General features: G+C 68.3%; 20 protein-coding genes. 10 read left to right on the top strand and 10 right to left on the bottom strand.

Annotation, left to right across the window (positions count from 1 at the left end):
- The first annotated feature begins 329 nt into the window (after positions 1–329).
- From SOM28_RS01385 to SOM28_RS01400, 4 genes are read left to right on the top strand one after another with little or no spacing between them, the layout of a single operon-like run.
- Positions 330–2027 (top strand): methyl-accepting chemotaxis protein, encoded by a 1698-nt coding sequence (locus tag SOM28_RS01385; protein ID WP_123068792.1) that lies wholly within the window; start codon positions 330–332, stop codon positions 2025–2027.
- A gap of 9 nt (positions 2028–2036) precedes the next feature.
- Complete coding sequence (locus SOM28_RS01390; RefSeq protein ID WP_320466929.1) at positions 2037–2873, top strand: CheR family methyltransferase; 837 nt, start codon at positions 2037–2039, stop codon at positions 2871–2873.
- Positions 2874–2880: 7 nt separating this feature from the next.
- A complete protein-coding gene (locus SOM28_RS01395; protein ID WP_320466930.1) occupies positions 2881–3378 on the top strand; it encodes a chemotaxis protein CheD in 498 nt (165 codons plus the stop codon).
- Positions 3375–4952 carry a chemotaxis protein CheW gene (locus tag SOM28_RS01400; protein ID WP_320466931.1) on the top strand — a complete coding sequence of 526 codons (1578 nt, stop codon included), beginning with the start codon at positions 3375–3377 and terminating at the stop codon, positions 4950–4952. Before SOM28_RS01395 ends, SOM28_RS01400 begins: the two co-directional genes overlap by 4 nt.
- Here the strand turns inward: SOM28_RS01400 and SOM28_RS01405 are convergent.
- Genes SOM28_RS01405 through SOM28_RS01425 form a run of 5 tightly spaced genes read right to left on the bottom strand, consistent with a single transcriptional unit; the run spans position 4936 to position 9239 of the window.
- Positions 4936–5505 (bottom strand): TetR/AcrR family transcriptional regulator, encoded by a 570-nt coding sequence (locus tag SOM28_RS01405; protein ID WP_320466932.1) that lies wholly within the window; start codon positions 5503–5505, stop codon positions 4936–4938. The genes SOM28_RS01400 and SOM28_RS01405 overlap by 17 nt on opposite strands.
- 60 nt (positions 5506–5565) lie before the next feature.
- Positions 5566–6270, bottom strand: coding sequence for an SDR family oxidoreductase (locus SOM28_RS01410; RefSeq protein ID WP_320466933.1), 705 nt, complete (start codon positions 6268–6270; stop codon positions 5566–5568).
- Complete coding sequence (locus SOM28_RS01415; RefSeq protein ID WP_320466934.1) at positions 6267–7238, bottom strand: LLM class oxidoreductase; 972 nt, start codon at positions 7236–7238, stop codon at positions 6267–6269. Before SOM28_RS01415 ends, SOM28_RS01410 begins: the two co-directional genes overlap by 4 nt.
- Before the next feature lie 8 nt (positions 7239–7246).
- Entirely contained in the window at positions 7247–8461 is a 1215-nt protein-coding gene (locus tag SOM28_RS01420; RefSeq protein ID WP_320466935.1) for an MFS transporter, read from the bottom strand.
- Between the two features lie 31 nt (positions 8462–8492).
- A complete protein-coding gene (locus tag SOM28_RS01425) occupies positions 8493–9239 on the bottom strand; it encodes an SDR family oxidoreductase (RefSeq protein ID WP_320466936.1) in 747 nt (248 codons plus the stop codon).
- Between the two features lie 91 nt (positions 9240–9330).
- Between SOM28_RS01425 and SOM28_RS01430 the strand changes: the two genes are divergently transcribed.
- The gene (locus SOM28_RS01430; RefSeq protein ID WP_320466937.1) at positions 9331–10218 is read left to right on the top strand and encodes a LysR family transcriptional regulator; all 888 of its coding nucleotides are present in this window, start codon (positions 9331–9333) and stop codon (positions 10216–10218) included.
- A gap of 9 nt (positions 10219–10227) precedes the next feature.
- Here the strand turns inward: SOM28_RS01430 and SOM28_RS01435 are convergent, their stop codons facing one another.
- On the bottom strand, positions 10228–11070 hold the full coding sequence (locus SOM28_RS01435) for a sugar phosphate isomerase/epimerase family protein (protein WP_320466938.1): 843 nt from the start codon (positions 11068–11070) through the stop codon (positions 10228–10230).
- Positions 11071–11303: 233 nt separating this feature from the next.
- Between SOM28_RS01435 and SOM28_RS01440 the strand changes: the two genes are divergently transcribed.
- Both SOM28_RS01440 and SOM28_RS01445 read left to right on the top strand, forming a co-directional pair.
- Positions 11304–11840, top strand: a complete 537-nt coding sequence (locus SOM28_RS01440; RefSeq protein ID WP_320466939.1) for an SRPBCC family protein — start codon at positions 11304–11306, stop codon at positions 11838–11840.
- Positions 11841–11935: 95 nt separating this feature from the next.
- A complete protein-coding gene (locus SOM28_RS01445; protein ID WP_320466940.1) occupies positions 11936–12973 on the top strand; it encodes a porin in 1038 nt (345 codons plus the stop codon).
- Here SOM28_RS01445 and SOM28_RS01450 read toward each other — a convergent pair.
- Positions 12970–16167 (bottom strand): hybrid sensor histidine kinase/response regulator, encoded by a 3198-nt coding sequence (locus SOM28_RS01450; RefSeq protein WP_320466941.1) that lies wholly within the window; start codon positions 16165–16167, stop codon positions 12970–12972. The genes SOM28_RS01445 and SOM28_RS01450 overlap by 4 nt on opposite strands.
- A gap of 109 nt (positions 16168–16276) precedes the next feature.
- Here SOM28_RS01450 and SOM28_RS01455 point away from each other — a divergent pair, with 109 nt between their 5' ends.
- On the top strand, positions 16277–16966 hold the full coding sequence (locus SOM28_RS01455; protein WP_320466942.1) for an SOS response-associated peptidase family protein: 690 nt from the start codon (positions 16277–16279) through the stop codon (positions 16964–16966).
- On the opposite strand, the gene alr is transcribed toward SOM28_RS01455, so the two are convergent.
- Both alr and SOM28_RS01465 read right to left on the bottom strand, forming a co-directional pair.
- Positions 16963–18087, bottom strand: a complete 1125-nt coding sequence (gene alr / locus SOM28_RS01460) for an alanine racemase (protein WP_320466943.1) — start codon at positions 18085–18087, stop codon at positions 16963–16965. The genes SOM28_RS01455 and alr overlap by 4 nt on opposite strands.
- Positions 18088–18091: 4 nt before the next feature.
- Positions 18092–19384, bottom strand: coding sequence for a D-amino acid dehydrogenase (locus SOM28_RS01465; RefSeq protein WP_320466944.1), 1293 nt, complete (start codon positions 19382–19384; stop codon positions 18092–18094).
- A 108-nt stretch (positions 19385–19492) separates the two neighbouring features.
- Here SOM28_RS01465 and SOM28_RS01470 point away from each other — a divergent pair, with 108 nt between their 5' ends.
- Together SOM28_RS01470 and SOM28_RS01475 are read left to right on the top strand one after the other, a co-directional pair.
- Complete coding sequence (locus tag SOM28_RS01470; protein WP_005667188.1) at positions 19493–19978, top strand: Lrp/AsnC ligand binding domain-containing protein; 486 nt, start codon at positions 19493–19495, stop codon at positions 19976–19978.
- A gap of 79 nt (positions 19979–20057) precedes the next feature.
- A complete protein-coding gene (locus SOM28_RS01475) occupies positions 20058–22253 on the top strand; it encodes a hybrid sensor histidine kinase/response regulator (protein WP_320466945.1) in 2196 nt (731 codons plus the stop codon).
- Here the strand turns inward: SOM28_RS01475 and SOM28_RS01480 are convergent.
- A complete protein-coding gene (locus SOM28_RS01480) occupies positions 22139–22591 on the bottom strand; it encodes a winged helix-turn-helix domain-containing protein (RefSeq protein ID WP_320466946.1) in 453 nt (150 codons plus the stop codon). The genes SOM28_RS01475 and SOM28_RS01480 overlap by 115 nt on opposite strands.
- Positions 22592–22643 lie beyond the last annotated feature (52 nt).

Consider the following 22643-nt stretch of genomic DNA (forward strand, 5'->3'; position numbering starts at 1 on the left):
GGGTCATCATGGTTTCGGATTTACTGGTTTAGCTGATGATCTGCATTCTATCGAATTTACTGAATTACTCAAGAAAAATATTTCGTATTTGCAGATTTTGATGTTGTGAGGGAACATCTTGAACAAGCGATAGCAGCCTGTTCATAGACAGTTGGCCTAAAAGATCGGCAAGTTGCGGATGTTGTTGTTGAGAAACAACGACATCTGTCCTGTTTTTTAATCTTCTGACTTTGCTGAATTTACTGTTTGCGTTTTTTGGCGCATGATTGTTTCCATGCATGCTGTGGCGCCGCGTTCCGCGTCGTCTTCACCTACTTACCTGTGGATATATGGAAACCATCTACCTGGAATCGCCCGACGCCCTGCAGGACTTGCGCGCGATCTACTCGGCGCTCGACGGCGCCCAAGCCATCATCGAATTCGATTTGAATGGCAACATCCTGCGTGCCAATGACAACTTCCTGGCCGTGACCGGCTATACCGACGACGAGTTGACGGGCCGGCATCATTCGATGTTCTGTGAGCGCGACCTGATCGACTCGCCGGCCTACGTGCGCTTCTGGCAAGACCTGGCCGCCGGCAAGGCCGACCGCGCCGAGTACAAGCGCATCGCCAAGGGCGGGCGCGAGTTCTGGATCAACGCCTCCTACAATCCGGTCAAGGACGCCAGCGGCCGGGTGTGCAAGATCATCAAGTTCGCCACCGACATCACGCTGGAAAAACTGCGCGCGGCCGAGACCTCGGGCCTGGTGGCCGCAATCGGCAAGGCCCAGGCCGTGGTCGAATTCGACATGAACGGCATGCTGCTGGACGCCAACGCCAACTTCCTCGACCTGCTCGACTACGCGCTGGAAGACGTGCGCGGCGAACACCACCGCGTGTTCTGCGACGACGAATATGCCGCCAGCGCGGCCTATCGCCGCTTCTGGGGCAAGCTCAATCGCGGCGAGTTCGACGCCGGCCGCTACAAGCGCCATGGCAATAACGGCAAGACGGTGTGGATCCAGGCCACCTACAACCCGATCTTCGATGCCGACGGCAAGCCGGTAAAGGTGGTCAAGTTCGCCACCGACATCACCGAGCAGGTGATGCTGGAGCAGGCCGCCGTCGCGCGCGCCGAATCCGAGCGCCAGAAGGTCGACGCCCTGCTGGAGCAGGTGGCGCGCGCCTCGCGCGGCGACCTGACCGGCTCGATCGACACCAGCGGCGACGAGCCGCTCGACCAGCTGGCGCGCGGCGTCATGAAGATGATCGGCGACCTGCGCGCGGTGATCGGCGACGCCGTCAACGCCGCCGGCAAGCTCAATGACTCGTCGCGTGCGATCGCCGACCGTTCCAACACGGTGGCCGCCAGCGCCCAGGCGCTGGGCGCCACGGTGGAGCAGATGAACGCCTCGGTCGACGGCTTGACCGCCTCGATCAACACCATCGCGCGCAGCACCCAGGAAGCCAATTCCCTGGCCCAGAACACCCGCGACGAAGCCGAGATCGGCGCCAAGGCGATCGCCCGCTCGATCGAGGCGATGGCCATGATCAACCAGTCGTCGGAAGACATCGGCGAGATCGTGAAGGTGATCGGCGAGATCGCCGGCCAGACCAATATGCTGGCCTTCAATGCCGCGATCGAGGCCGCCCGCGCCGGCGAGCACGGCCTGGGCTTCTCGGTGGTGGCCGACGAGGTCAGGAAGCTCGCCGAGCGCTCCTCGCAGGCGACCAAGGAAATCTCGAAGCTGATCAACGAATCGGTGCGCCGCGTGGCCCAGGGCAGCGAGATCTCGCGCCAGGCCAGCGAGGCCTTCGACCGCATCACCACCGGCGTGGGCAAGACCTCGCTGGCGATCGCCGAGATCTCGGACAGCGCCAGCGAACAGTCGCTGACGGCCAAGGAAGTCAGCGCCGCGATCTCCTACATCGCCCAGGAAACCGAGCGTTCGGCGGGTTCCTGCGACAGCATCGCGCGTTCGACCGAGGGCCTGAACGAGCACGCCGGCCACCTGAACGCCACCGTGGCCCGCTTCGTGGTGTAAAGGAAGGATATGGGACTGAGCGACATGGAACTGAGCGACGACAAGCTGGACGCCATCATCGGCCTGGTGCGCCAGCACACCGGCATCGCCATGGGCCGCCACAAGCGCGTGCTGCTGCAGGGGCGCCTGCAGCCGCGCCTGCGCGCGCTGGGGCTCGACAACTACGGCGCCTATATCACGCGCCTTGAGCAGGACCGCCAGGAAGTCGTGTCGTTCATCAATTCGGTGACCACCAACGACACCGCCTTCTTCCGCACCCCGGCCGTGTGGCGCTGGCTGGAGCGCGACTTCCTGCCCGAGTGGGCCGTGCGCGCCGAGTTTGCCAACACCAATGCGCCGCTGCGCATCTGGTCGGCCGCCGCCGCCACCGGCGAGGAAGCGTATTCGCTGGCCATGACCTGTCTCGAGGCGCGCAGCAACTTCCCCGGACTGCGCTTCGAGATCCTGGCCACCGACATCTCGACCGAGGCCCTGGCCACGGCGCGCGCGGCCATGTACCGCGGGCGCAGCGTGGAGCGTTTCGAGCGCGACCACCCGGAACTGTTCCGCAAATACCTGCGTCCGGTGGGCGACGCCTTCCGCGTCGCCAGCGAGGTGTCGCAGTGCGTCGAATTCGGCGAACACAATCTGCTGCAGCGGCCGCCGCGCGTGGCCGGTTTCGACCTGGTCATGCTGCGCAATGTGCTGATCTACTTCGATGCACAGGCCCAGCAGCGGGTGCTGGCCGGCGCCCGTGCATCGATGCAGCGCGAGGCGCGCCTGGTCCTGGGCGAACAGGAATCCATCACCCGCCTGGACACGGCCTTCGTGTTCGAGCAGGCCCACGTCTATCGTATCGGGGATTGAACACACCATGAACACGCACAGCTTGAATCACACGTCCCATGTCCTGTCCGGCCAGATGCAGGTCGGCCATGGCGACCAGGTCCTGACCGCGCTGCTGGGTTCCTGCGTCGGGATCGGCATGATTTGGCGCCGCCAGCGCCGCTGCGGCCTGGCGCACTGCTTCCTGCCCGAGGGCGTCGAAACCGGTGAAGATTCGGCGCGCTACGTCAGCGCCGCGGTGCCGCGCCTGCTGGCGGCGCTGGGCGTGCGGCGCGAGCAGTACGACGAGGTGGACGTGGTGATCGCCGGCGGCGCGCGCATGCTCAACCTGCGCACCCACGACGGCGCGGTGGGCACCCGCAATATCGCGGCGGCGCGTTCGCAGATCTCGCTGCGCGGCCTGCAGGTGACGTTCCAGGACGTGGGCGGCTCGCAGGGACGGCGCCTGTCGATCGACTGCGATCGCCAGACCTTCAGCGTGGTGCGCATCCAAGCCGCCCAGCGCGCGCAGATGGTGGCCGCATGAACGCGCTGCACGACATGCATGCCGATGCGCGCGCCGCCGTGGCCGCGATCGATGCGCAGCAGGCCGCCGCCGCGCGCGTGCTGCGCGACGCGGCCGGCATGGAAGTGGTGGGCACCTTCTTTTTGGCCGGCCAGGAATTCGCGCTGCCGGCCGATCACGTGCGCGAAGTGGTGGGTATGCCGCAGCGGATCACCCCGATCCCGCTGTCGCCAGCCTGCCTGGAAGGCATCTTCACCCTGCGCGGCGCGGCGATACCGCTCCTGAACCTGGGCCGCATCTTCGACCCGGCGGCGCCCGCCGCGTCAAGCGAGCAGCGGGTGGCGATCGTCGACGTCGACGACATCCAGGTGGGCCTGGTGTTCGACGCCACCGGCGAAGTGCTGCGCGTGCGCCCAGAGCAGCGCGCCGGCCTGCGCTGGAGCGACGGCCAGCAGCCTGGTGTGGTCGCGGGTGCGATCACCCTCGAAGACGGCGCGCGCATCGTCCAGATGCTCGATGCCGCGCGCCTGGTACGCATCGACAACGTGCCCCAGGTGCGGGCCCACGCCAGCGTGGCGCGCGAAGCTTGGCGCATGCGCTTCCTGCGCCAGGCGCAGGGCCGCAAGTGCATCTCGTTCACCGTCGGCGGGCTGCGCTTCGCGCTGGCGATGGAGGCGATCCAGGAGATCATGCGCGTGCCCGCGCTGCTGCCGTCGGTGATGCTGGGCCGCTTGTGCAAGGGCTGGCTCAACCTGCGCGGCGCGCCGGTCGGCGTGGTCGATTTCGGCGCGCTGCTGCAGTGCGCGCCCGGTACCGGCGACCCGGATGACGCGCGGGTGCTGGTGGTGCGCATCGGCGATGAGCAGATGGGCCTGCTGGTCGACGCGGTCGACGACATCCGGCCCTATTTCGACACCGACATCCTGCCGATTCCGATGCTGGGCACGGCGCGCGGCGCCATGTACCGGGGCTGCCTGCCCAATGCGGAGCTGGGCGACAGCCTGTTCCTGGCGCACGATGCGCTGTTTTCGGATGCCGAGGTGGCCGAGATCTGCGCCGGCCACCGCCGCCTGTATGCGGCCGAAGCCGGCGCCGCGCGCGCGGCCGAGAAGAAGGTGGGCGCGCGCCGCGTCTACCTGGCGTTCTCCCTCGACAACGGCTGGGCGGCCGACATCGGCCAGGTGCGCGAGATCGTCGATTTCGACGGCCCCGTCACCCGTCCGCCCGGCATGCCGGACTGCGTGCACGGCATGATGCAAGTGCGCCAGCAGATGGTGTGCGTGATCGACCTGCGCACCCTGTACGGCATGGCGCCGCTCGAAGACCGCTCCGGCTGCCGCATCCTGGTGCTGGAGCACGAGGGCGAGCGCTTCGGCCTGGTGGTCGATCGCGTGGACACCATCCTGTCGCTGCCCGACAGCCAGCGCCGTCCATCGCCGCAGCTGCTGCGCGTGAACGGGCCGGACGATATGCGGCGCGATGCCGCCGAAGTGCTCGAGGTGCCGGGCGAGGACGGCCGCGAGGATGTGCGGACCTTGCTGGACAAGGAACGCTTCCTGGCGACCCTGCGCGGGCAGCTCACGCGAGCTGCTTGACGGCCTCCACGGCGTCGCCCAGCAGGGTGCGCGCCACCTCGGGGTCGGTGACGATGCGCGCCATGGTAAGCGCGCCGATCATGATGGACAGGGCGATCCGCGCGCGCCGGGTCGCCTCAACTGCCGGGACAGCCCCCATGCGCCGTGCGAAGACCTGCACCAGCCGTTCGAAGCCTTCGCTGGCGACCTGGCGGGTGGCGGGCGCGGCGCGCGCCAGTTCGCTCCCCACCGCCGCGAACAGGCAGCCGCCGCCGGCATGGGCGGCTTCTTCCAGGCGCAGATAGGTCCAGGCCAGGGCTTCCAGGTCGGCGGGGCCGCCATCCTCCCCGGGAGCGAGCCGCTGCTCCGCCTGGCGCAGGGCCAGGGCGCTGGCCTCGGCGATCAGCTCGTCCTTCGATGCGAAATGCTTGTAGAAGCCGCCATGGGTGAGGCCGGCCGCGGACATCAGTTCGGCGATGCCGGTCTGGTGGATGCCGTTCTGGCGAAACACCGTCGACGCTGTGTCCACGATCCGCTCGCGCGTCTGCGCCGCCTCGACTCTCGATTTTCCCATCCACTTCCTCCAGGATTTCTGCTGGCGCGAGTATAACGCGCAGCGCTGTCCGACCGCTGCTCAGAACGGCTCGACCCAGGGCCGCAGGTCGATCTCGTGGCTCCAGGCGCAGCGCTCCTGCCGCATCACGGCCAGGTAGCTGCGCGCGATCGCCTCGGGATCGAGGGTGCTGTCCGGCCGCGCCGGCGGATCGGCGCGCGTCGCGGAGCGCACCAGGCCATCGATCACGATATGGGCCACGTGGATGCCTTGCGGCCCCAGTTCGCGCGCCGCGCTCTGGGCCAGGCCGCGCAAGGCGAACTTCCCCATCGCCAACGGAGCCGAGTCGGCGAAGCCCTTGACGCTGGCCGTGGCGCCGGAGAGGACGATGCAGCCGTGGCGCGCCGGCGCCATGCGTAGGGCGGCCTGCTGGACCACCAAAAACCCGCCGTAGGCCGACGCGGCCAGGTCGGCGCCCACCTGCCGCGGGTCGAGCGCGAGAATGGAGGCGCGGGCCGGCCGTGACGCGGCGTTGTAGACCACGACGTCGGCCGGGCCATTGGCCCATTCGGCGCACGCGAACAGCTCGGCGACCGACGCCGGATCGGCGGCGTCGGCCTCGAACGCCAGGGCCCCGATGTCCGCGGCCAGCGGCCGCAGGCGTGCGATGTCGCGCGCGCCCAGCGCCACCCTGACGCCCTGCGCGACCAACTGGCGCGCCAGCGAGGCGCCGATGCCGGGGCCGGCGCCCACGATCAGCGCGGTACGATTGGGGAAGCCGCTCATGGCGCCAGCGCCGGGAAATGCGGCACGACGTGGCGCTGGAGCTCCTCGATGACGGCCTGCGCCGGACGCGCGCTGTATTTGAGGCTCAGGATCACCTGATTGACGCCGATCTCCTGCAGCAGCTCCAGCAGCTTGAGCAACTGGTTGCGGCCCAGCCGGTAGCCGAGGTGGATCGGCTGCGGCGCGGCATCCGGATCGCTCGCCAGGTCGATGAACAGGGACTGGATGAATGGCTTGAACGCCTCGCCGCAACTGGCGGCCACGCTGGCGCGGAAGGTCGCGATCAGCAGCTCCTGGTGCTCGAGCTGGCGCGGATACGTGATCCAGCCGTGGGCGTGTTCGGCGATCCAGTCCACCGACTGGCGACTATTGCCGGTGACCAGCAGCGGCACTTCCCGCGCCAGCGGCTTGGGCACCAGGTCGGCCCCCTCCAGCGCGCCGCCTTCCCAGCGCGCCGGCTCGAAACTGCTGCCCTGGACGGTGCGCATCACCGCCAGGTGCTCGCGCAGGATCGCGCCGCGGCGCTCGGGGTCGACGCCGAAGGCGGGGAACTCCACCGGGCGGTCGCCGGAGGCCACTCCCAGCAACAGGCGGCCCCCGCTGAGCCGGTCGACGCTGGTGGCCGCCTTGGCCACGTGCAGCGGGTTACGCAGAGGGACCACGATGCCGCCGGTGCCGAGGGCGATGGTCGAGGTCCTGGCGGCCAGGTAACCGAGATAGACGAAGGGATCGAAGATCTGGCCCAGGTCGCCGAAGCTCGGGTCGCGCAGCGGTACGTCGCGGATGAACAGCGAGGCGAAGCCGGCGGCTTCGGCTTCCTGCGCCCGCTCGGCGTGGCCTTCCATGGAGGGAGCGTCGCCCTGGTAGGCTTCGATCGGATAGAACAGGCCGAGGGTCAGCCGGCCCGGCGCGAAGCAGCGCGTGAAGCCGGGCAGGGTGGAATACGGGCGTGACGATGGAGAAAGCATGGTGGATCCTAGCGAGTGGTGACGGGTTGGATGGCGTCGGGCGCGGGCCTGGCATGGCGCGCAGCGAGCGCCGCCAGGGGCAGCAGGGCGGCCAGTGCGGCCGCGCTGCCGGCCCACGGCGTCAGTTCCATGGCGCCGCGGGCGACGATCAGGCTGCCGCACAGGGCGCCCGGCGCGATGCCCAGGTTGAAGGCGGAGATGTTCAGGCTGGAGGCGAAGTCCACGGCCTGCGGCGAGTAGCGCTGCGCGGTGGCCAGCATCGCCGCCTGCAGCGGCGGGCCCAGACCGAAGGCGAACAGGCCCCACACGAATAGCATCGCCACCATCGGCGCCTGCGCGCGGAGGACGAGTGCGACCAGGGCCTGGGCCAGCGCCAGACCCACCAGCATGCCGGCCAGCGTGCGGGCCCAGCCATGGCGGGTGACGAGGCGTCCGCCCACCAGGTTGCCGATGAAGGTGGCCGCGCCGAACACGACCAGCAGCGCGCTGGCGGTGGCCGCCGAAAAGCCGGAGATATCGGTCAGGATCGGCGTGATGAAGGTGAAGGCGGCGAAGCTGGCGCCGAAGCCCAGCACGGTCACCGCCATCATCGACAGGATGGCGGGACTGGCCAGCGCTGCCAGCTGGGCGCTGGCCTTGCCGGCGCCGCCCTGGGGGAGCTGGCCGGGCAGCCAGCGCAGCATCGCGCCCAGGCCGACGGCGGCCAGCAGCGCCACGGCGAGGAAGGGCAGGCGCCATGCCATCAGGTTGCCCAGGAAGCTGCCGAGCGGTACTCCGATCACCATCGCCAGCGTCAACCCGGCGAACATGGTGGCGATCGCGCGGCCGGCCTGTTGTGGCGCGACCAGCCCGGCCGCCACGGTGGCGCCGATGGCGAAGAAGGCGCCATGGGCGACCGCCGTGACGACGCGTCCGGCCAGCAGCATGGTGTAGCCCGTCGCGAACGCCGACAACAGGTTGCCGAGCAAGAAGACGACGATCAGTCCGGCCAGGACCCGGGTGGGTGCCAGACGCGACAGGGCGAGCACCAGCAGCGGTGTGCCCAGCGCGAGCGCCAGTGCGTACAGGCTCACCAGGGAACCGGCGCTGTCGAGGGAGATCCCGAGGTCGGCGGCGATGGCCGGCAGGATGCCGACCACGATGAACTCGGAGCTGCCGATGGCGAAGGCGCTGATCGCCAGCGCGATCACGCCGGCGGGCATGGGGGCGTGGTGTGTAGTCATGTGGGTCTTGAAGAAAGCGGCTGCGGACGTGTCAGCCCTTGAGCATCATGTCGTTGAATTCCTGGAAATAGGCCGCTTCGTTCGGGCCCGGATTGGCGCGGATCCTGCGCACCCGGTCCACCAGGACTTCGTCGACGCCGGTGGCCAGCAAGGCCATCGATTCAGCGATGAATTCGGCGCGCGGCATGGCGCCTTCGGCCTCGTTGCTGTTCAGCAGATCGGTGCGCACCCAGGGCGGCGCCAGTTCCACCACCTTGACCGTGCTGCCTTCGAGCTGGTAGCGCAGGGTCATGGTCCAGGAGTGCAGCGCGGCCTTGCTGGCCGAATAGACCGCGCCGATGGCGAACGGCACGAAGCCCATGCCCGAGGTGACGTTGACGATGGTCGCTGCGCTCTGGCTTTTCAGGTGCTCGACCAGGGCCGAGGTCACGCGGATCGGGCCGAGGAAATTGGTGGCGACGCTGTCGACCAGCATGCGGTCGTCGATCGGTTCGGCCGGGTTATCGAGCGCCATCACGCCTGCGTTATTGATCAGGACATTCAGCGAAGGGAAGTCGCGCAGCACCCGCGCACTGGCCTCGGCGATGCTTTCCTGGTCGGTCACGTCGATTTCGATGGCGCGCATGCCTGGATTGGCCTGCGTCACGGCATCGAGGTAGTCCTTGCGCCGCCCGGCGACGATGACATGGTTGCCGAGCCGGTGGAAGGCTTCGGCCAGGCCGCGGCCGATGCCCGAGGCGCCGCCGGTGATCAGGATCGTGTTACCCGTCATTTTCATGTTTCTGCTCCCTGTTGAGGTGTGTGGAGCGATGAGCATAGGGAGTGGCTGATACAAAATCCAACAATCGTTTTTGGTATAAGATACAAATATGAACCAATTATCGAGGCTGGGCATCAAGCAGCTGCGCATCATGGCGGCCCTGCTCAAGGACGGCAACCTGAGCCAGGTCGCGGACCAGATGGGATTGACGCAGCAGGCCATCAGCGCCAACCTGGCGACACTGCGCGACGTATTCGGCGACCCCCTGTTCGTGCGTACCGGACGGGGCGTGCTGCCGACCGCGCTGGCGCTGGAGATGGGGAGCGAGATCAATGCCATCCTGGCCGCGCTCGAGCGGCTGGTCGAGCGCGGCCCCTTCGATCCAATGGAGGTGCGGGCGACGGTGAATATCTCGGCCTCGGACTACGCCCATGCGGTGGCGGTCGCGCCGCGCCTGCGCGCCATCCGCGAGCAGGCGCCGCACCTCAAGTTGATCCTGAGCGAAGCCGAGGTCGACTCCTTGCCGGCCAGGATGGGCAGCGGCGAGATCGACCTGGCGGTGAATATCCCGGCCAATGTGCCGGCCAGTTTCGAGCGCCGCGTCCTGTTCCAGGAGCATTATGTGTGCGTGGCGGCGGCCAGTTCGCGGCTTGCGGGCAAGCGCCTGAGCCTGAAGGCGCTGGCGCAGCAGCAGCATGTGGTGGTGTCGCCGGCGCGCGCCAACCTGGTCGGTTCGGCCGACGGCTGGCTGCAGCAGCTGGGGCTCGAGCGCAATATCATCCTGTCGGTGCCGCATTTCTTGCTGATGCCGCAGGTGCTCGAGGCGACCGGCGCGGTCGCTTTCCTGCCATCGCGGCTGCTGCCGCATCCGGGCCTGGCGCGGGTGCGGCTCGATGGTGACGTGGTGCCGCCCGGCTTCGAGCTGATCGCCGCCTGGCATCCGCGCGCGGCGTCCAGCCCCCTGACGAGCTGGCTGGTCGGCATGCTGGCGCGCTGAGGCGCAGGGTCAACCCAGGTGGCTGCCCCAGTGCGGGTGGCGCGCCACGCGGCGCTCGATATCGCGCAGCATGCGCAGCGACCGTTCCAGCTTGTGATAGGCGTCGCCGCCTTCTTCCCAGCCGGTATAGCCGATATAGCCCTCGTAGCCCAGGCGCTTGAGCAGCGCGACCACCGCAAAATTGTCCAGTTCACCGACGTCGAGCGGCTCGATCGTCGCGATGCCCATGAAGCCGAGCGGGCTGCGCCGGGCGCCCGCCAAGTTGACCTGCCTGATGTAGGGCAGGGCGCGGCGCAGCAGGGCCGCCAGCTGGTCGCCTCCGCCCATATACCAGTTACCGCTGGTGAACAGCATGCCCAGGTTGGGGTGCGCCATCTTTTCGCACAGACGCAGCGCGTCGTCGTGCTTGTCGAGCCAGAAGCCGATATGGGTGTACAGCAGGATGCGGCTGCCGCGCGCCTGGGCGATGGCCAGTGCCTGCCGTAGCCAGGCGCATACCGGCGCGTCGCCGGCCGGATCGGAATGGGTGAGTTGCGGGCCAGCCGAGCGGATCGCCAGCTCGATGGTCGAGCCCTCTGGCATCGTCTCGATCATGGTGAGGATGCCGCTGTTGCGCGGATCGCGTTCACCCAGCGTCAGGTCGAGCACGATGTACACGCCGGCCACCTCGAGCCCGTAGCGTTCGCCGACGTGCGCCAGCGGCGCCGTGCTGGCCCAGTTGCGGCCATCCCATACGCTCAGGTGCATCGCGTCGAAGCCCACCTCCTTGACGATCTCGCAGCGCTCTTCGAAGGGGTAGACCCCCAGGCTGCTGTAGAAGGGCATGTCCATCGCATAGTATTTCTGGGTCATCGGTACTCCATTCGATCCGGGTTGACGCCTTACGGAAGGCTTGACGCGCCAGTCTAGGGTCCCCGGGATACAAACTCAAACAATCATTCTTTGTGTGAGATACAAGAAGAAATCGAGTGCTCACGGTCATGAGGATTATGATTGACATCCATTTCTCGGCGTGCGAATAATAAAAAAGATGTCGATCGTCATCCATTTTTCGACATCGTTTACCTTTTATCTGGAGAAGCAATATGACCCGCACTACGACCACGACCGCCGGCTTCGATGCCACCAACGACCCTCGCAACGACATCAACTGGCCAGAGGCCTACAAGCCGGAAACCGCCCCCCTGTACGCCCGCAACGAGCTGGTCATTCCTGCGCCGCCGGCCACGGTCTGGGCCTGGCTGACCTATGCCAAGAGCTGGCCCGAGTGGTATCCGAACGCGCAGGACGTGGAGTTCACCATCTGGCCTGGCCCCTATCTGCGGGCCGGCTCGGAGTTCCGCTGGTCGACCTTCGGTTTCCGCCTGACGTCGACCGTGCACGATTTCGAGAAGGAGCGCCGCCTGGCCTGGGTGGCGAAAGCCGACGGAGTGCTGGCCTACCACACCTGGTACCTGCATCCGCTGGCTGACGGCACCACGCTGCTGATCACCGACGAAACCCAGATCAGCACCCTCGGCATCTGGTCCACCGATGTGTTCACCAAGGGACTCGTCGAGCAGCACGACGTGTGGCTGCGTGAGCTGAGCAAGAAAGCCCAGACCGGCCTGCCGCCGGCCTGACGCGCCGCCGTCTCACCATCATTCCCCCGTCGTCCAGTGCCGGAGCCCGCTCCGGCACTGTCCCCCCCCTACACATCGTTTCATTCCTGATCTTCGTGAACATCCTGCTTCCCCCGCTGGCACTATTGAGTGCATTCATCGGCAGCGCATACGCGCAATCGTCGGTCCAGTTCTATGGCAATATCGATATCGGCTTGATCAAGCGTAGCGGCCAGCCGCTGGCGCTCGGCAAGCGCGCCAACAATACGCTGGGCATCAAGGGGAGCGAGGCGCTCGGCAACGGCCTCGATGCCTTGTTCCAGCTGGAGATTCGCTACGAGCCGGACACCGGCAGCGCCGAGCAAGGGCCGGGAGGTGCGCAGCGCCCCCTGTTCCAGGGACAGAGCCGGGTCGGCCTGAGAGGCGCTTTCGGCACGGTGAGGCTGGGGCGCGGCCTGACCGCCTTCCAGGAGTCGAGCGCGGCCTTTGACCCATGGTATGGGTCGCCGACGCCGGCCGGTTTCCAGACCGATCTCACCATTGCGGGCTTCACGTCCGACCCGCTCGGCCCGGTCGGCAACTCGACCAACCGGATGTCGAACGGGCTTTTCTACAACTCGCCCGAGGTGGCCGGCATGCAGCTCAATGCGACGGTCGGCACGCGCGAGGCGAATGGCGGGCCGCCCCTGATCGGCAAGGGCAGTGCACAAGATCCGCAATATCCCGCGAACGCGGCGGCATCAAGCACGCCGGTATCGCTGACGGCCACGTATCGTCGCAAGGACCTGTCGATGATGCTGGCCTTCGAGCGCAATGCCGTTGAAAGCCGCCTTTACGCCGCCGGGTTGTCGCTGGTGCTGGCGTCGTCGACGCGGGTGATGGTGTCGCATACCAGGCAAGACCAGTCCCATATCCGGGTCGTACAGGCGCACAGCAAGGCCTGGGTCATCGGCCTGCAGCAGGCGCTCGGCCCCGGCCGGGTGCTGGCGGGCTACGGCTGGAAGGACGTGGACGAATCGTCCACGACCAGGCAGGCCTCGCTCGGCTACGAGTACGACTTATCGAAGCGCACCCGTCTCTACGCCGACGTGTCGAGCAAGAAGGCGCCGCAACGCGTCCGCCACCTCGACCTGGGCGTCAACCACCAGTTCTAGGCGAGCTTTTCCAGCAGCGCCTGGAGCTGCCCGGCATCGTAGGGCTTGGGCAGCAGCGCGTCGGCTGCCTCCGACGCGTGGCTGGCCCCGCTCATGAAGACGATCCGCGCGCGCGGCAGTCTTTGCCGCAGCGCCTGCGCCAGCGCTTCGCCTCCCATGCCCGGCAGCTGCAGGTCGGTCAGCACGATGTCCGGCTGCTTGTCCAGCAGCGCCAGCGCCGCTTCGGCGCTGGCCGCCTCCAGCACTTCATAGCCCATGATGCGCAACAGTTCCGCGGTGTTCTCGCGGATGTCGTCCTCGTCTTCCACCAGCAGCACGCGCGCCTTGGAGCCGGCCGGCGCGGCGGCGCCGGACGACGGCTGCAGGGCGGCGTTCTTCTGCTGCTGGTTGGTCAGCACGTGGCGGATCTTGCGCGCCAGGTTGTCACGGGTATACGGCTTGCCCAGTAGTTCGACGCCCGGGTCGAGCCGGCCGCCGTGCACGATCGCGTTCTCGGTATAGCCCGAGGTGAACAGCACCGCGACGTTCGGCAGGCGCTCGCGCGCCTTCCTGGCCAGCTCCGGGCTGCGCAGGGGCCCCGGCATCACGACGTCGGTGAACAGCAGGTCGATGTGGATGCCGCTGTCGATCACGGTCAGGGCCGAGGCGGCGTCGTTGGCGCGCAGCACCCGGTAGCCCAGGTCGGTCAGCAGGTCGACCACGGTCAGGCGCACCTGCTCGTCGTCCTCGACCACCAGCACGGTCTCGTGGCCACCGGTCACCGGCTGCGCCAGCTGCTCGCCGGCGAGGTCCTCGGCCTGCAGCGAACGTGGCAGGTAGATCTTGACCGTACTGCCTTCGCCGACCTCGCTGTAGATCTTGACGTGACCGCCCGACTGCTTGACCAGGCCATACACCATCGACAGCCCCAGGCCCGTGCCCTTGCCCTCGGGCTTGGTCGAGAAGAAGGGCTCGAAGGCCTGGTCGATGACTTCCTGCGGCATGCCGCTGCCGGTGTCGCTGACGGCCAGCAGCACGTACTGGCCGGGCGTGACCTCGGGGTGGGCGGCGCAGTAGCCGGCGTCCAGCGCGGCATTGGCGACCTCGATGGTCAGCTTGCCGGCGCCGTCCATGGCGTCGCGTGCATTGATCGCCAGGTTCAGGATCGCGTTCTCGAGCTGGGCCGGGTCGACCTCGGTGGTCCACAGGCCGCCCGACATCACCATCTCGACGTCGATCTCTTCGCCCAGGGCGCGCCGCATCATGTCTTCCATGCTGCCCAGCAGGCGGCCGATCTTGACCGCCTTCGGCTCGAGCGGCTGGCGGCGCGCGAACGACAGCAGGGAGCTGGCCAGCTTGGCGCCGCGCTCGACGCCGTTCATCGCATTCTCGACGCGCTTCTTGATCTCGGGCAGGCCGTCGGCGCGGCGCGCGATCAGTTGCAGGTTGCCGCCGATGACCTGCAGCAGGTTGTTGAAGTCGTGCGCCACGCCACCGGTGAGTTTGCCGATGGTTTCCATCTTCTGCGCCTGCTGCAGCGCGGCTTCGGTGCGCCGCATGGCTTCCATCTGGGCCAGGTCGGTGCTGATGTCGCGGCCCACCGCATGGATGTACTGCTCGTCGGGCGAGGCGGTCCAGGACAGGTGGCACCAGCTGCCGTTCTTGCGCCGATAGCGGTTCTCGAAGCGGTAAACCTGGCCGCCCAGGCGCAGCGCCTCGATCTGGCGCGTGGTGGGTTCGCGGTCGTCCGGGTGCACCAGGTCGAGCAGCGGCGTGGCGAGCACCTCGGATTCAAGCCAGCCAAGGATGTTCGTGAAAGCAGGGTTCACGGCGGACAAGCTCCCCTGGAAGTCGGCCACCAGCATGATGTCCTTCGACAGCCGCCACATGCGGTCGCGCTCGGCCGTGCGGCGCTCGACCCGTTCCTCGAGGGTGGCGTTGACGGCGGCCAGCGCCTCGCTGGCGCGTTTCTGTTCCTCGATGTCGATGCTGCTGCCGATCCACAGGGCGCCTTCGCCGGCCTCGCCCGGCGAGCGGCGCGCGCGCACCAAGTGCCAGCGGTATTCGCCGTCGTGGCGGCGCAGCCGGATCTGGGCGTCGAGCGGGGCGCCGGACGCCACGCTGGCGTCCCACAGCGTGCGGTAGCGCGCGGCGTCGTCCGGGTGTATCAGCGAACCCCAGCCGCGGCCCAGCACGCCCTGCGGATCGGCGCCGGCGCTGGCATACTCATGCACGCGGTCGTTGATCCATTCCACGCTGCCATCCTCGCGCGCCGCCCACACGTGATTGGGCATGGCCTGGGCGAAGGTGCGGAAGCGCGCCTCGCTGGAACGCAGCGCGCGTTCGGCGCTCACCCGTTCGGTGACGTCGTTGCCTTCCACGAAGGTGGCGTACACGGCGCCGTTGGCGTCGCGCAGCGGCTGCAGCACGAAGTCGATGAAGGTGCGTACCGGCGCGTCCAGGCCGGGATTGCGCAGCGTGAGTTCGACGCCCTCGGCGCGGAAGGTCGTGCCATCGGCGAAGCAGCGGTCGAGCACCTCGACGATGCCGTGTTCGGCCAGCTCCGGCACCGCCTGCGCCACCGGCATGCCGAGCAGGGGACGGTGGCCGGTCAGCGCGCGGTAGGCGTCGTTGGCCAGGGCGTAGCGGTGCTCGCCGCCCTCCAGCAGGCAGATGAAGCCGGGCGCCTGCTCGAACATATTGTTCAGGCGTTCGCGCTCGGCGCGCACATGGCGTTCGGCCTTGACCTTGCTCGACGTCTCCACCACCACCGACATCACGCCGGCGATGCGGCCTTCCGGGTCGCGGATCGGCGAATAATCGAGGTTCATCCAGACCGGCTCGGGCTGGCCGCTGCGGTGCAGGGTCAGTTCCTGGTCCTGGTAGCTGAGGGTGCCGCCCGCCAGGCCCACCTTCATCACGTTGTCGTTGAAGTCGGCCACCTCGGGCCAGCCTTCGCGCACCTTCGAGCCGAGCAACACCGGGTGGCGCCCGCCGGCGAATACCCGGTAGGCGTCGTTGTAGATCATGTAGCCGTCCTCGCCCCACAGGGTGACGATCGGCGCCGGGGTGGCCATGATCAGGGCCACCGTGGTCTTGAGCACGGTCGGCCAGTCTTCGATCGGGCCCAGGCTCGTGGTATCCCAGGGGAATGCTACTATCAGTCGCGACGTCTCGTCAGTGGCGGGCAGGAAGGGAAGGCTGGCTGGCGGCATCGGTGCGAATGCTAAAAAGTGGACGATGCATTTTACACTTCAGTTAACATGGAAGACGCCATGTTCGTCGCCACTGTTATTATTAGGCAACAATTCCCAGGTCCCTTTCATGTGCGTTAATTATCGTCCCCCGACTCCCGAGCAGTTCAATGGTCGCATCGGCGCGTTCAGTATCCTGCCGCGCGACTGGCACTGGCCCGAGGAGAGCTGGAAGGATTACGCGGCGCCGATCCTGCGCGCCGCGCCCGGCTTGCCGCTGGAAGCCTGCGTGGCCAGCTATGGCATGGTGCCGCGGCGCCACATCCCGCCCGAGGTCAAACCCTTCGACACCATGAATGCGCGCGCCGAATCGCTGCTCGAGCGGCGCTCGTTCGCCCCGGCCTGGCGCCGCCTGCAGCTGTGCGCGGTGCCGATGCTGTGGTTCTACGAGCCGTGCTACGAGAGCGGACGCGCCGAGCGCACCGCGATCGGCATGGTCGACGATGAGTTGTTCTGGGTGGCGGGGCTGTGGCGCGAGTGGCAGGAGGCCGACGGCGCCATGTCGACCGCCTTCACCCAGATCACCATCAATGCCGACGACCATCCGCTGATGCGGCGCATGCACAAGCCGGGCGACGAGAAGCGCTCGCTGGTGTTGCTGGGGCAGGAAGAAGTGGGGGACTGGCTGGCTTGCCGCGACACGGACGTCGCGCGCAGCTTCCTGCGGCATTACCCGGCCGAGGCCATGAAAGCTTGGGCGGCGCCGCTGGCGCCGAAGCGGGCGGCGCCGCCGCCATCGCCGAACCTGGAGTTGTTCTAGCCGCCGACGTAATGACGGTAAAAGCGCGCACCCAGGCGGGTCAGCACCTCGTAGCCGATGGTGCCGGCCTGGCCCGCGACCTCGTCCACCGTCTGCTGCGGGCACAGGAGGTCGACCGTCTGGCCGGGCGCGATCCGCGCTTCAGGGATGCCGGTGACATCGAGCGTGATGCTGTCCATCGACACGGTGCCGGCGAAGGGCACGGCCACGCCATCGACGAAGGCTTGCGAGTGGCCGGTGAGGGCGCGCAGCCAGCCGTCGGCATAGCCGATGGCGATGGTGGCGATGCGGCGCTCGCCCGGCGCGACATAGCGCGCGCCATAGCCGACGATGTCGCCGGCGGTCACGGTGCGCAGCTGCACCACGCGCGCCGCCAGCGACACCGCCTGTGCCAGCGGGTTGGCGTGGCCGGGCTGGGGATTGATGCCGTACAGCGCGCAACCCGGACGCAGCAGGTCGAAGTGCCAGGCGCGGCCCAGGAACACGCCCGAGGAGTTGGCCAGGCTGGCCGGCACGCCGGGGAACAGCGCGCGCACCTCTTGGAAACGCAGGCGCTGGCGGTCGTTGAGCGGATGCGCCGGCACGTCGGCGCAGGCCAGGTGGCTCATCACCAGGCGCAGGTCGATGCCTTCGAGCCAGGCCGGGTCCTGGCGCAGGCGCTCGAGATCGGCCGGGGCCAGGCCCATGCGCGACATGCCGGTATCCACCTGCAGCGCGGCCGGCAGCTGGCGTCCGAGCTCACCTGCCAGCGCGCGCCATTCGGCCACCTGGCCGGGGTCGTTCAACACCGGCACCAGGTCGTGCTCGACGCAGTCGCGCGCCGTGCCCGGCATCGCGCCATGCATTACGTGGATGGTGCAATCCGCGGGCACCAGCTGGCGCAGGCGGATGCCTTCGTCGAGGTGGGCCACGAAGAAGCTGCGGCAGCCTTCGCGCACCAGCGCTTGCGCGACCTTGTCCATGCCGAGCCCATAGGCGTCGGCCTTGAGCACGGCCGCGCAGGCGGCCTGCGCGCCATCGGCCTGGCCGCGTTCGCGCAGCAGGCGGTAGTTGGCGCGCACCGCGTCCAGGTCGACCGTGAGGATGGCCCCGGCGCGGGCGCAGCTTGCCTGCTCGCTCATGGCGTCACGCCTGCGCCAGCTTGCCGCCGGCGGCAGCGCCGCTGCTGCCCGCGTAGCGGAACACGGCCAGGTCGTCGGCGCGGATCGACGGCGCCTTGCCGCCCACCAGGTCGGCGATCACGCTGGCCGAGCCGGCCGCCATGGTCCAGCCGAGCGTGCCGTGGCCGGTATTCAGGAACAGGTTGCGCAGCGGCGTGGCGCCCACCACCGGGGTGCTGTCCGGCGTCATTGGGCGCAGGCCGGTCCAGAAGCTGGCCTGGGCGGTGTCGCCCGCGCCCGGGAACAGGTCGTTGACGACCAGCTCCAGGGTTTCACGGCGGCGTGGATTGAGGTCGAGGTTGTAACCGGAGAGCTCGGCCATGCCGCCGACGCGGATGCGGTCGTCGAAGCGGGTCACGGCGATCTTGTAGGTCTCGTCGAGGATGGTCGACACCGGGGCGCGGGCGGCGTCCGTGATCGGCACCGTCAGCGAATAGCCCTTCATCGGATAGACCGGCAGCGGGAACCAGCGCTGCAGCAGCAGGCGCGAATAGCTGCCCAGGGCGAGAACATAACGATCGGCCTTGAACTCGCCCTTGTCGGTCATGACGGAGACGATCTCGCCGCCCGCTTCATTCAGATGGCGGATCGTGGTGTCGAATTCGAAGCGCACGCCCAGCTCGCGCGCCATGGCGGTGAGGCGGGTGGTGAACAGCTGGCAGTCGCCGGTTTCGTCGTTCGGCAGGCGCAGGCCGCCGACCAGCTTGTCGGCCACATTGGCCAGCGCCGGTTCGGCCGTGGCCAGCTGCGCGCCTTCCAGCACTTCGTAGGCGACGCCGGCATCGCGCAGCACCTCGATGTCCTTGGCGGCGCCGTCGAACTGCTGGCGGGTGCGGAACAGCTGCACCGTGCCCTGCTGGCGGCCTTCGTAGGCGATGCCGGTGTCGCGCCGCAGCGCGCGCATGCAGTCGCGGCTGTACTCGGCCAGGCGCACCATGCGTTCCTTGTTGACGGCGTAGCGGGACGGGTCGCAGTTGCGGTACATCTCCCACATCCACTGCAGCTGGAACAGCGAGCCGTCGGGACGGATCGCCAGCGGCGCGTGGCGCTGGAACAGCCACTTGGCGGCCTTGAGGGGAATGCCGGGCGCGGCCCAGGGCGAGGCATAGCCGGGCGAGATCTGGCCGGCGTTGGCGAAACTGGTCTCGAGGGCCGGACCGGGCTGGCGGTCGATGACGGTGACCTCATGGCCGGCCTGCGCCAGGTAATACGCGGTGGTGACGCCGACCACGCCGCTGCCCAATACGATGACTCGCATATATCCCTCGAAAGCTGAATCCAGAAAAGGTTGCCATCGTATCGCGGGTAGGGAGATAATTGTTTCTGTTAATACGTCATTTTTCAGCAAATATTCTGGATTGAAGCCATGCGTGTACAAAAAGCCTCGAACCGCATCCTGGACCGGATCGACCTGCACATCCTGTCCATCCTGCAGCAGGATGCGCGGATCGTGATGAAGGACCTGGCCGAGCAGGTCGGGCTGTCGCTCACGCCCTGCATCGAGCGGGTCAAGCGCATGGAGCGCGACGGCGTCATCCAGGGCTACTACGCGCGCATCAATCCGCAGGCGCTGGGCATGCAGATCCTGGTGTTTGTCGAGATTAACCTGCATCAGAAATCCGACAAGGCCTTCGAACGCTTCCGGCGCGCGATGCTGGCAATTCCCGAGGTGATGGAATGCCACCTGGTGTCAGGCGACTTCGACTACCTGATCAAGGCGCGCATTCCCGAGATGTCCGAATACCGGCGCCTGCTGGGCGAGATCCTGCACGTGGCCGACGCCGGCCAGTCGAAGAGCTATGTGGTGATGGAAGAGCTGAAGGAAACGCTGGCGCTGTCGATTCCGCGCTGATCCTGACCGTCGATCCCGCAAAAACCGCAAGGATCTGGCCAGCTCATCCTATAATGAGAGTTTCCTCTCTGGAACACCCATGCGCGCCGTTGCCGGACCCGTCCTGTCCCTTCGACACCTCCTGATCCTGCTCACCGCGATCGGCCTGCTGCCGCTCGTCCTGCTGGGCGCCTGGACCATCCACGGCGCCGGCCTGTATCTGGAACAGGAGCAGGAAAGGATGATGGTCGGCCATGCGCGCGCGCTGTCGAGCGCCGTCGACGCCGAGCTCGACGCCACCGTGGCCGCCCTGAGCGGCATCGCCAAGAGTCCGCAGCTCGCCAGCGGCGACCTGCGCGCCTTCCACGACACCGCCAGCCGCCTGTCGCGGCCCGACTGGCTGGGTGTGGTGCTGTCCGATGCGACCGGCCGTCCGCTGTTTCGCACCATGGCGCCGTACGGGGCGCCGGCGGCGCGCGTCGCCGATCCGGCCAGCCTGCACCGGGCGATGGAGGAGCGCCGCCCGATGGCCGGCCGCGTGGCGCGAGGGCAGGGCGGGCGCCCGGCGGTGCCGGTGCGGATCCCGGTCACCGGTCCCGACGGCCAGCCCTGGGTGCTGACCGCCGTGGTCCAGCCGGACCGCTTCCTGGACGTGATCACGCGCCAGAAGATTCCGCCCGAGTCCGTGATCGCGGTGATGGACGGCGGCGGCGCGCTGGTGGCGCGCTCGCGCGACCAGGAACGCACCGTGGTCGGCGCACCCAGCGCTTCGCTCGTGGCGCTGATGAAGAGCGGCGGCCCGGAGGGCGTGGGCGCCACCACCGCGCTCGAGGGCGACGACGTGATCAGCGCCTACACCACCTCGCCACGCTATGGCTGGGTGGTGGCGGTGGGCGCCCCCAGCGCCGGCTTCGGGGTCGGCTTCTTCCAGCGCTTCGCGGTCTACATGCTGGGCGCCTGGGTGGTGCTGAGCGCCTGCATCGCGCTGGCCTCGTGGCTCTCGGGCCGCATCGTGCGCCGCATCGAGAGCGTGCAGGCCGGCGCCGCCGCCCTGGGCAGCGCGCGCACGGTGCGGGTGGCGCCGTCGCGGATCAAGGAAATCCGCGAGATGGGCCAGGCACTGGAGGCTGCCGCCAGCCGCCGCGCGGCGCAGGAAGAGGAGCGTTCGCGCCTGCTGGCATCGCTCGAGGAAGCGCTGGCCCAGGCGCGCCAGGCCGGCCAGGCCAAGGACGCCTTCCTGGCCATGCTGGGCCACGAACTGCGCAATCCGCTCAGCCCGATCCTGACCTCGCTCGACCTGATGGATTTGCGCAACGAATCGGGCAGCCAGCGCGAGCGTGCCGTCATGCGGCGCCAGGTGACCCACCTGCGGCGCCTGGTCGACGACCTGCTTGATGTCTCGCGCATCGCTTCCGGCAAGCTGGCGATCGAGACCCGCCCGCTGAACCTGGCCGAACTGGCGCGCCACGCGGTGGCGGCCCTGCCGGGCGAGCCGATCGCCCTGGAGGCGCCGCCGGAGGTCTGGGTCGTTGGTGACGAGACCCGCCTGGTGCAGGTGCTGGGCAACCTGCTGTCGAACGCGGCCCGCTTCGGCAGCAACGACACCCGCGTCACGCTGGCGGCGCTGGATGGCGAGGCGGTGCTGGGCGTGAGCGACAACGGCGCCGGCATGGCGCCGGAACTGCTGGCGCGCGTGTTCGAGCCGTTTTACCAGGCGCCGCAACCGCTGGCGCGGCGCACCGGCGGCCTCGGACTCGGCCTGGCGATCGTGCGCGAGATCGCCCAGCTGCATGGCGGCCGGGTCGCAGCCTACAGTGACGGCCCGGGCGCCGGCAGCCGCTTCGAGGTGATCCTGCCGCTCGGCGCGCCGAGCGCGGCGAGCGAGCCGGTCCCGCTGGCGCCGGCGGCGCCGGGACGCCGCATCCTGCTGGTCGACGACAACGAGGATGCGGCCGCGGCCAGCGCGCTGCTGCTGCGCCACCTTGGCCATGCGGTGCGGGTGGCCCATAGCGCGGCCCAGGCGCGCGCGCTGGCCCTGGTCGAGCCGCCCGAGGTGGCGATCCTCGACATCGGCCTGCCCGATATGGATGGCTATGCGCTGGCCGCGGCCCTGCGCGCTGATGCGGGCGTACCGGCCGCCCCGGCCGCCGGCGCCGCGCTGCGGCTGGTGGCGTTGACCGGCTATGGGCAGCAGGACGATGTCGCGCGCGCGTTGGCGGCGGGCTTCGACGTGCACCTGACCAAGCCGGCGACGATCGAGGCGCTGCAGGACGCGGTGGCGCCGGCTGGGGCCTGAGCATCCGGGGCAAGCTGGGGAGCGGGTACGGCGGTAAAGGCATAGCCGCGGCCGGCCACGTTCACGATCGCGCTGCCGCCGTCGCCGAGCAGCTTGCGCAGGGCCGCAATCTGCACCCGCAGGTTGGCCTCGACCACCACCCTGCGCGGCCACACCCCGGCCATCAGCACGCGGTTGCTCAATACTTCGCCGGGCTGGGAGGCCAGCAGCACCAGCAGGTCGTAGGCGCGCGCCCCGATCGGCAGCGGGCGGCCGGCGCGCAGCAGCAGGCGCTGGGCGAGCAGCAGTTCGAAGTCGAGGAAGGCGATTCTGGTGGGGGCGGATGGGCCGGAATCCATGGCAAGCCTCGTGTCTGTAGTGGCGGCAGCGGGTCGTATCTTGTCGCATTGT

The sequence above is a fragment of the Massilia sp. CFBP9026 genome, assembly GCF_034045165.1.
In the GTDB taxonomy this organism is placed as follows: domain Bacteria; phylum Pseudomonadota; class Gammaproteobacteria; order Burkholderiales; family Burkholderiaceae_D; genus Telluria; species Telluria arenae.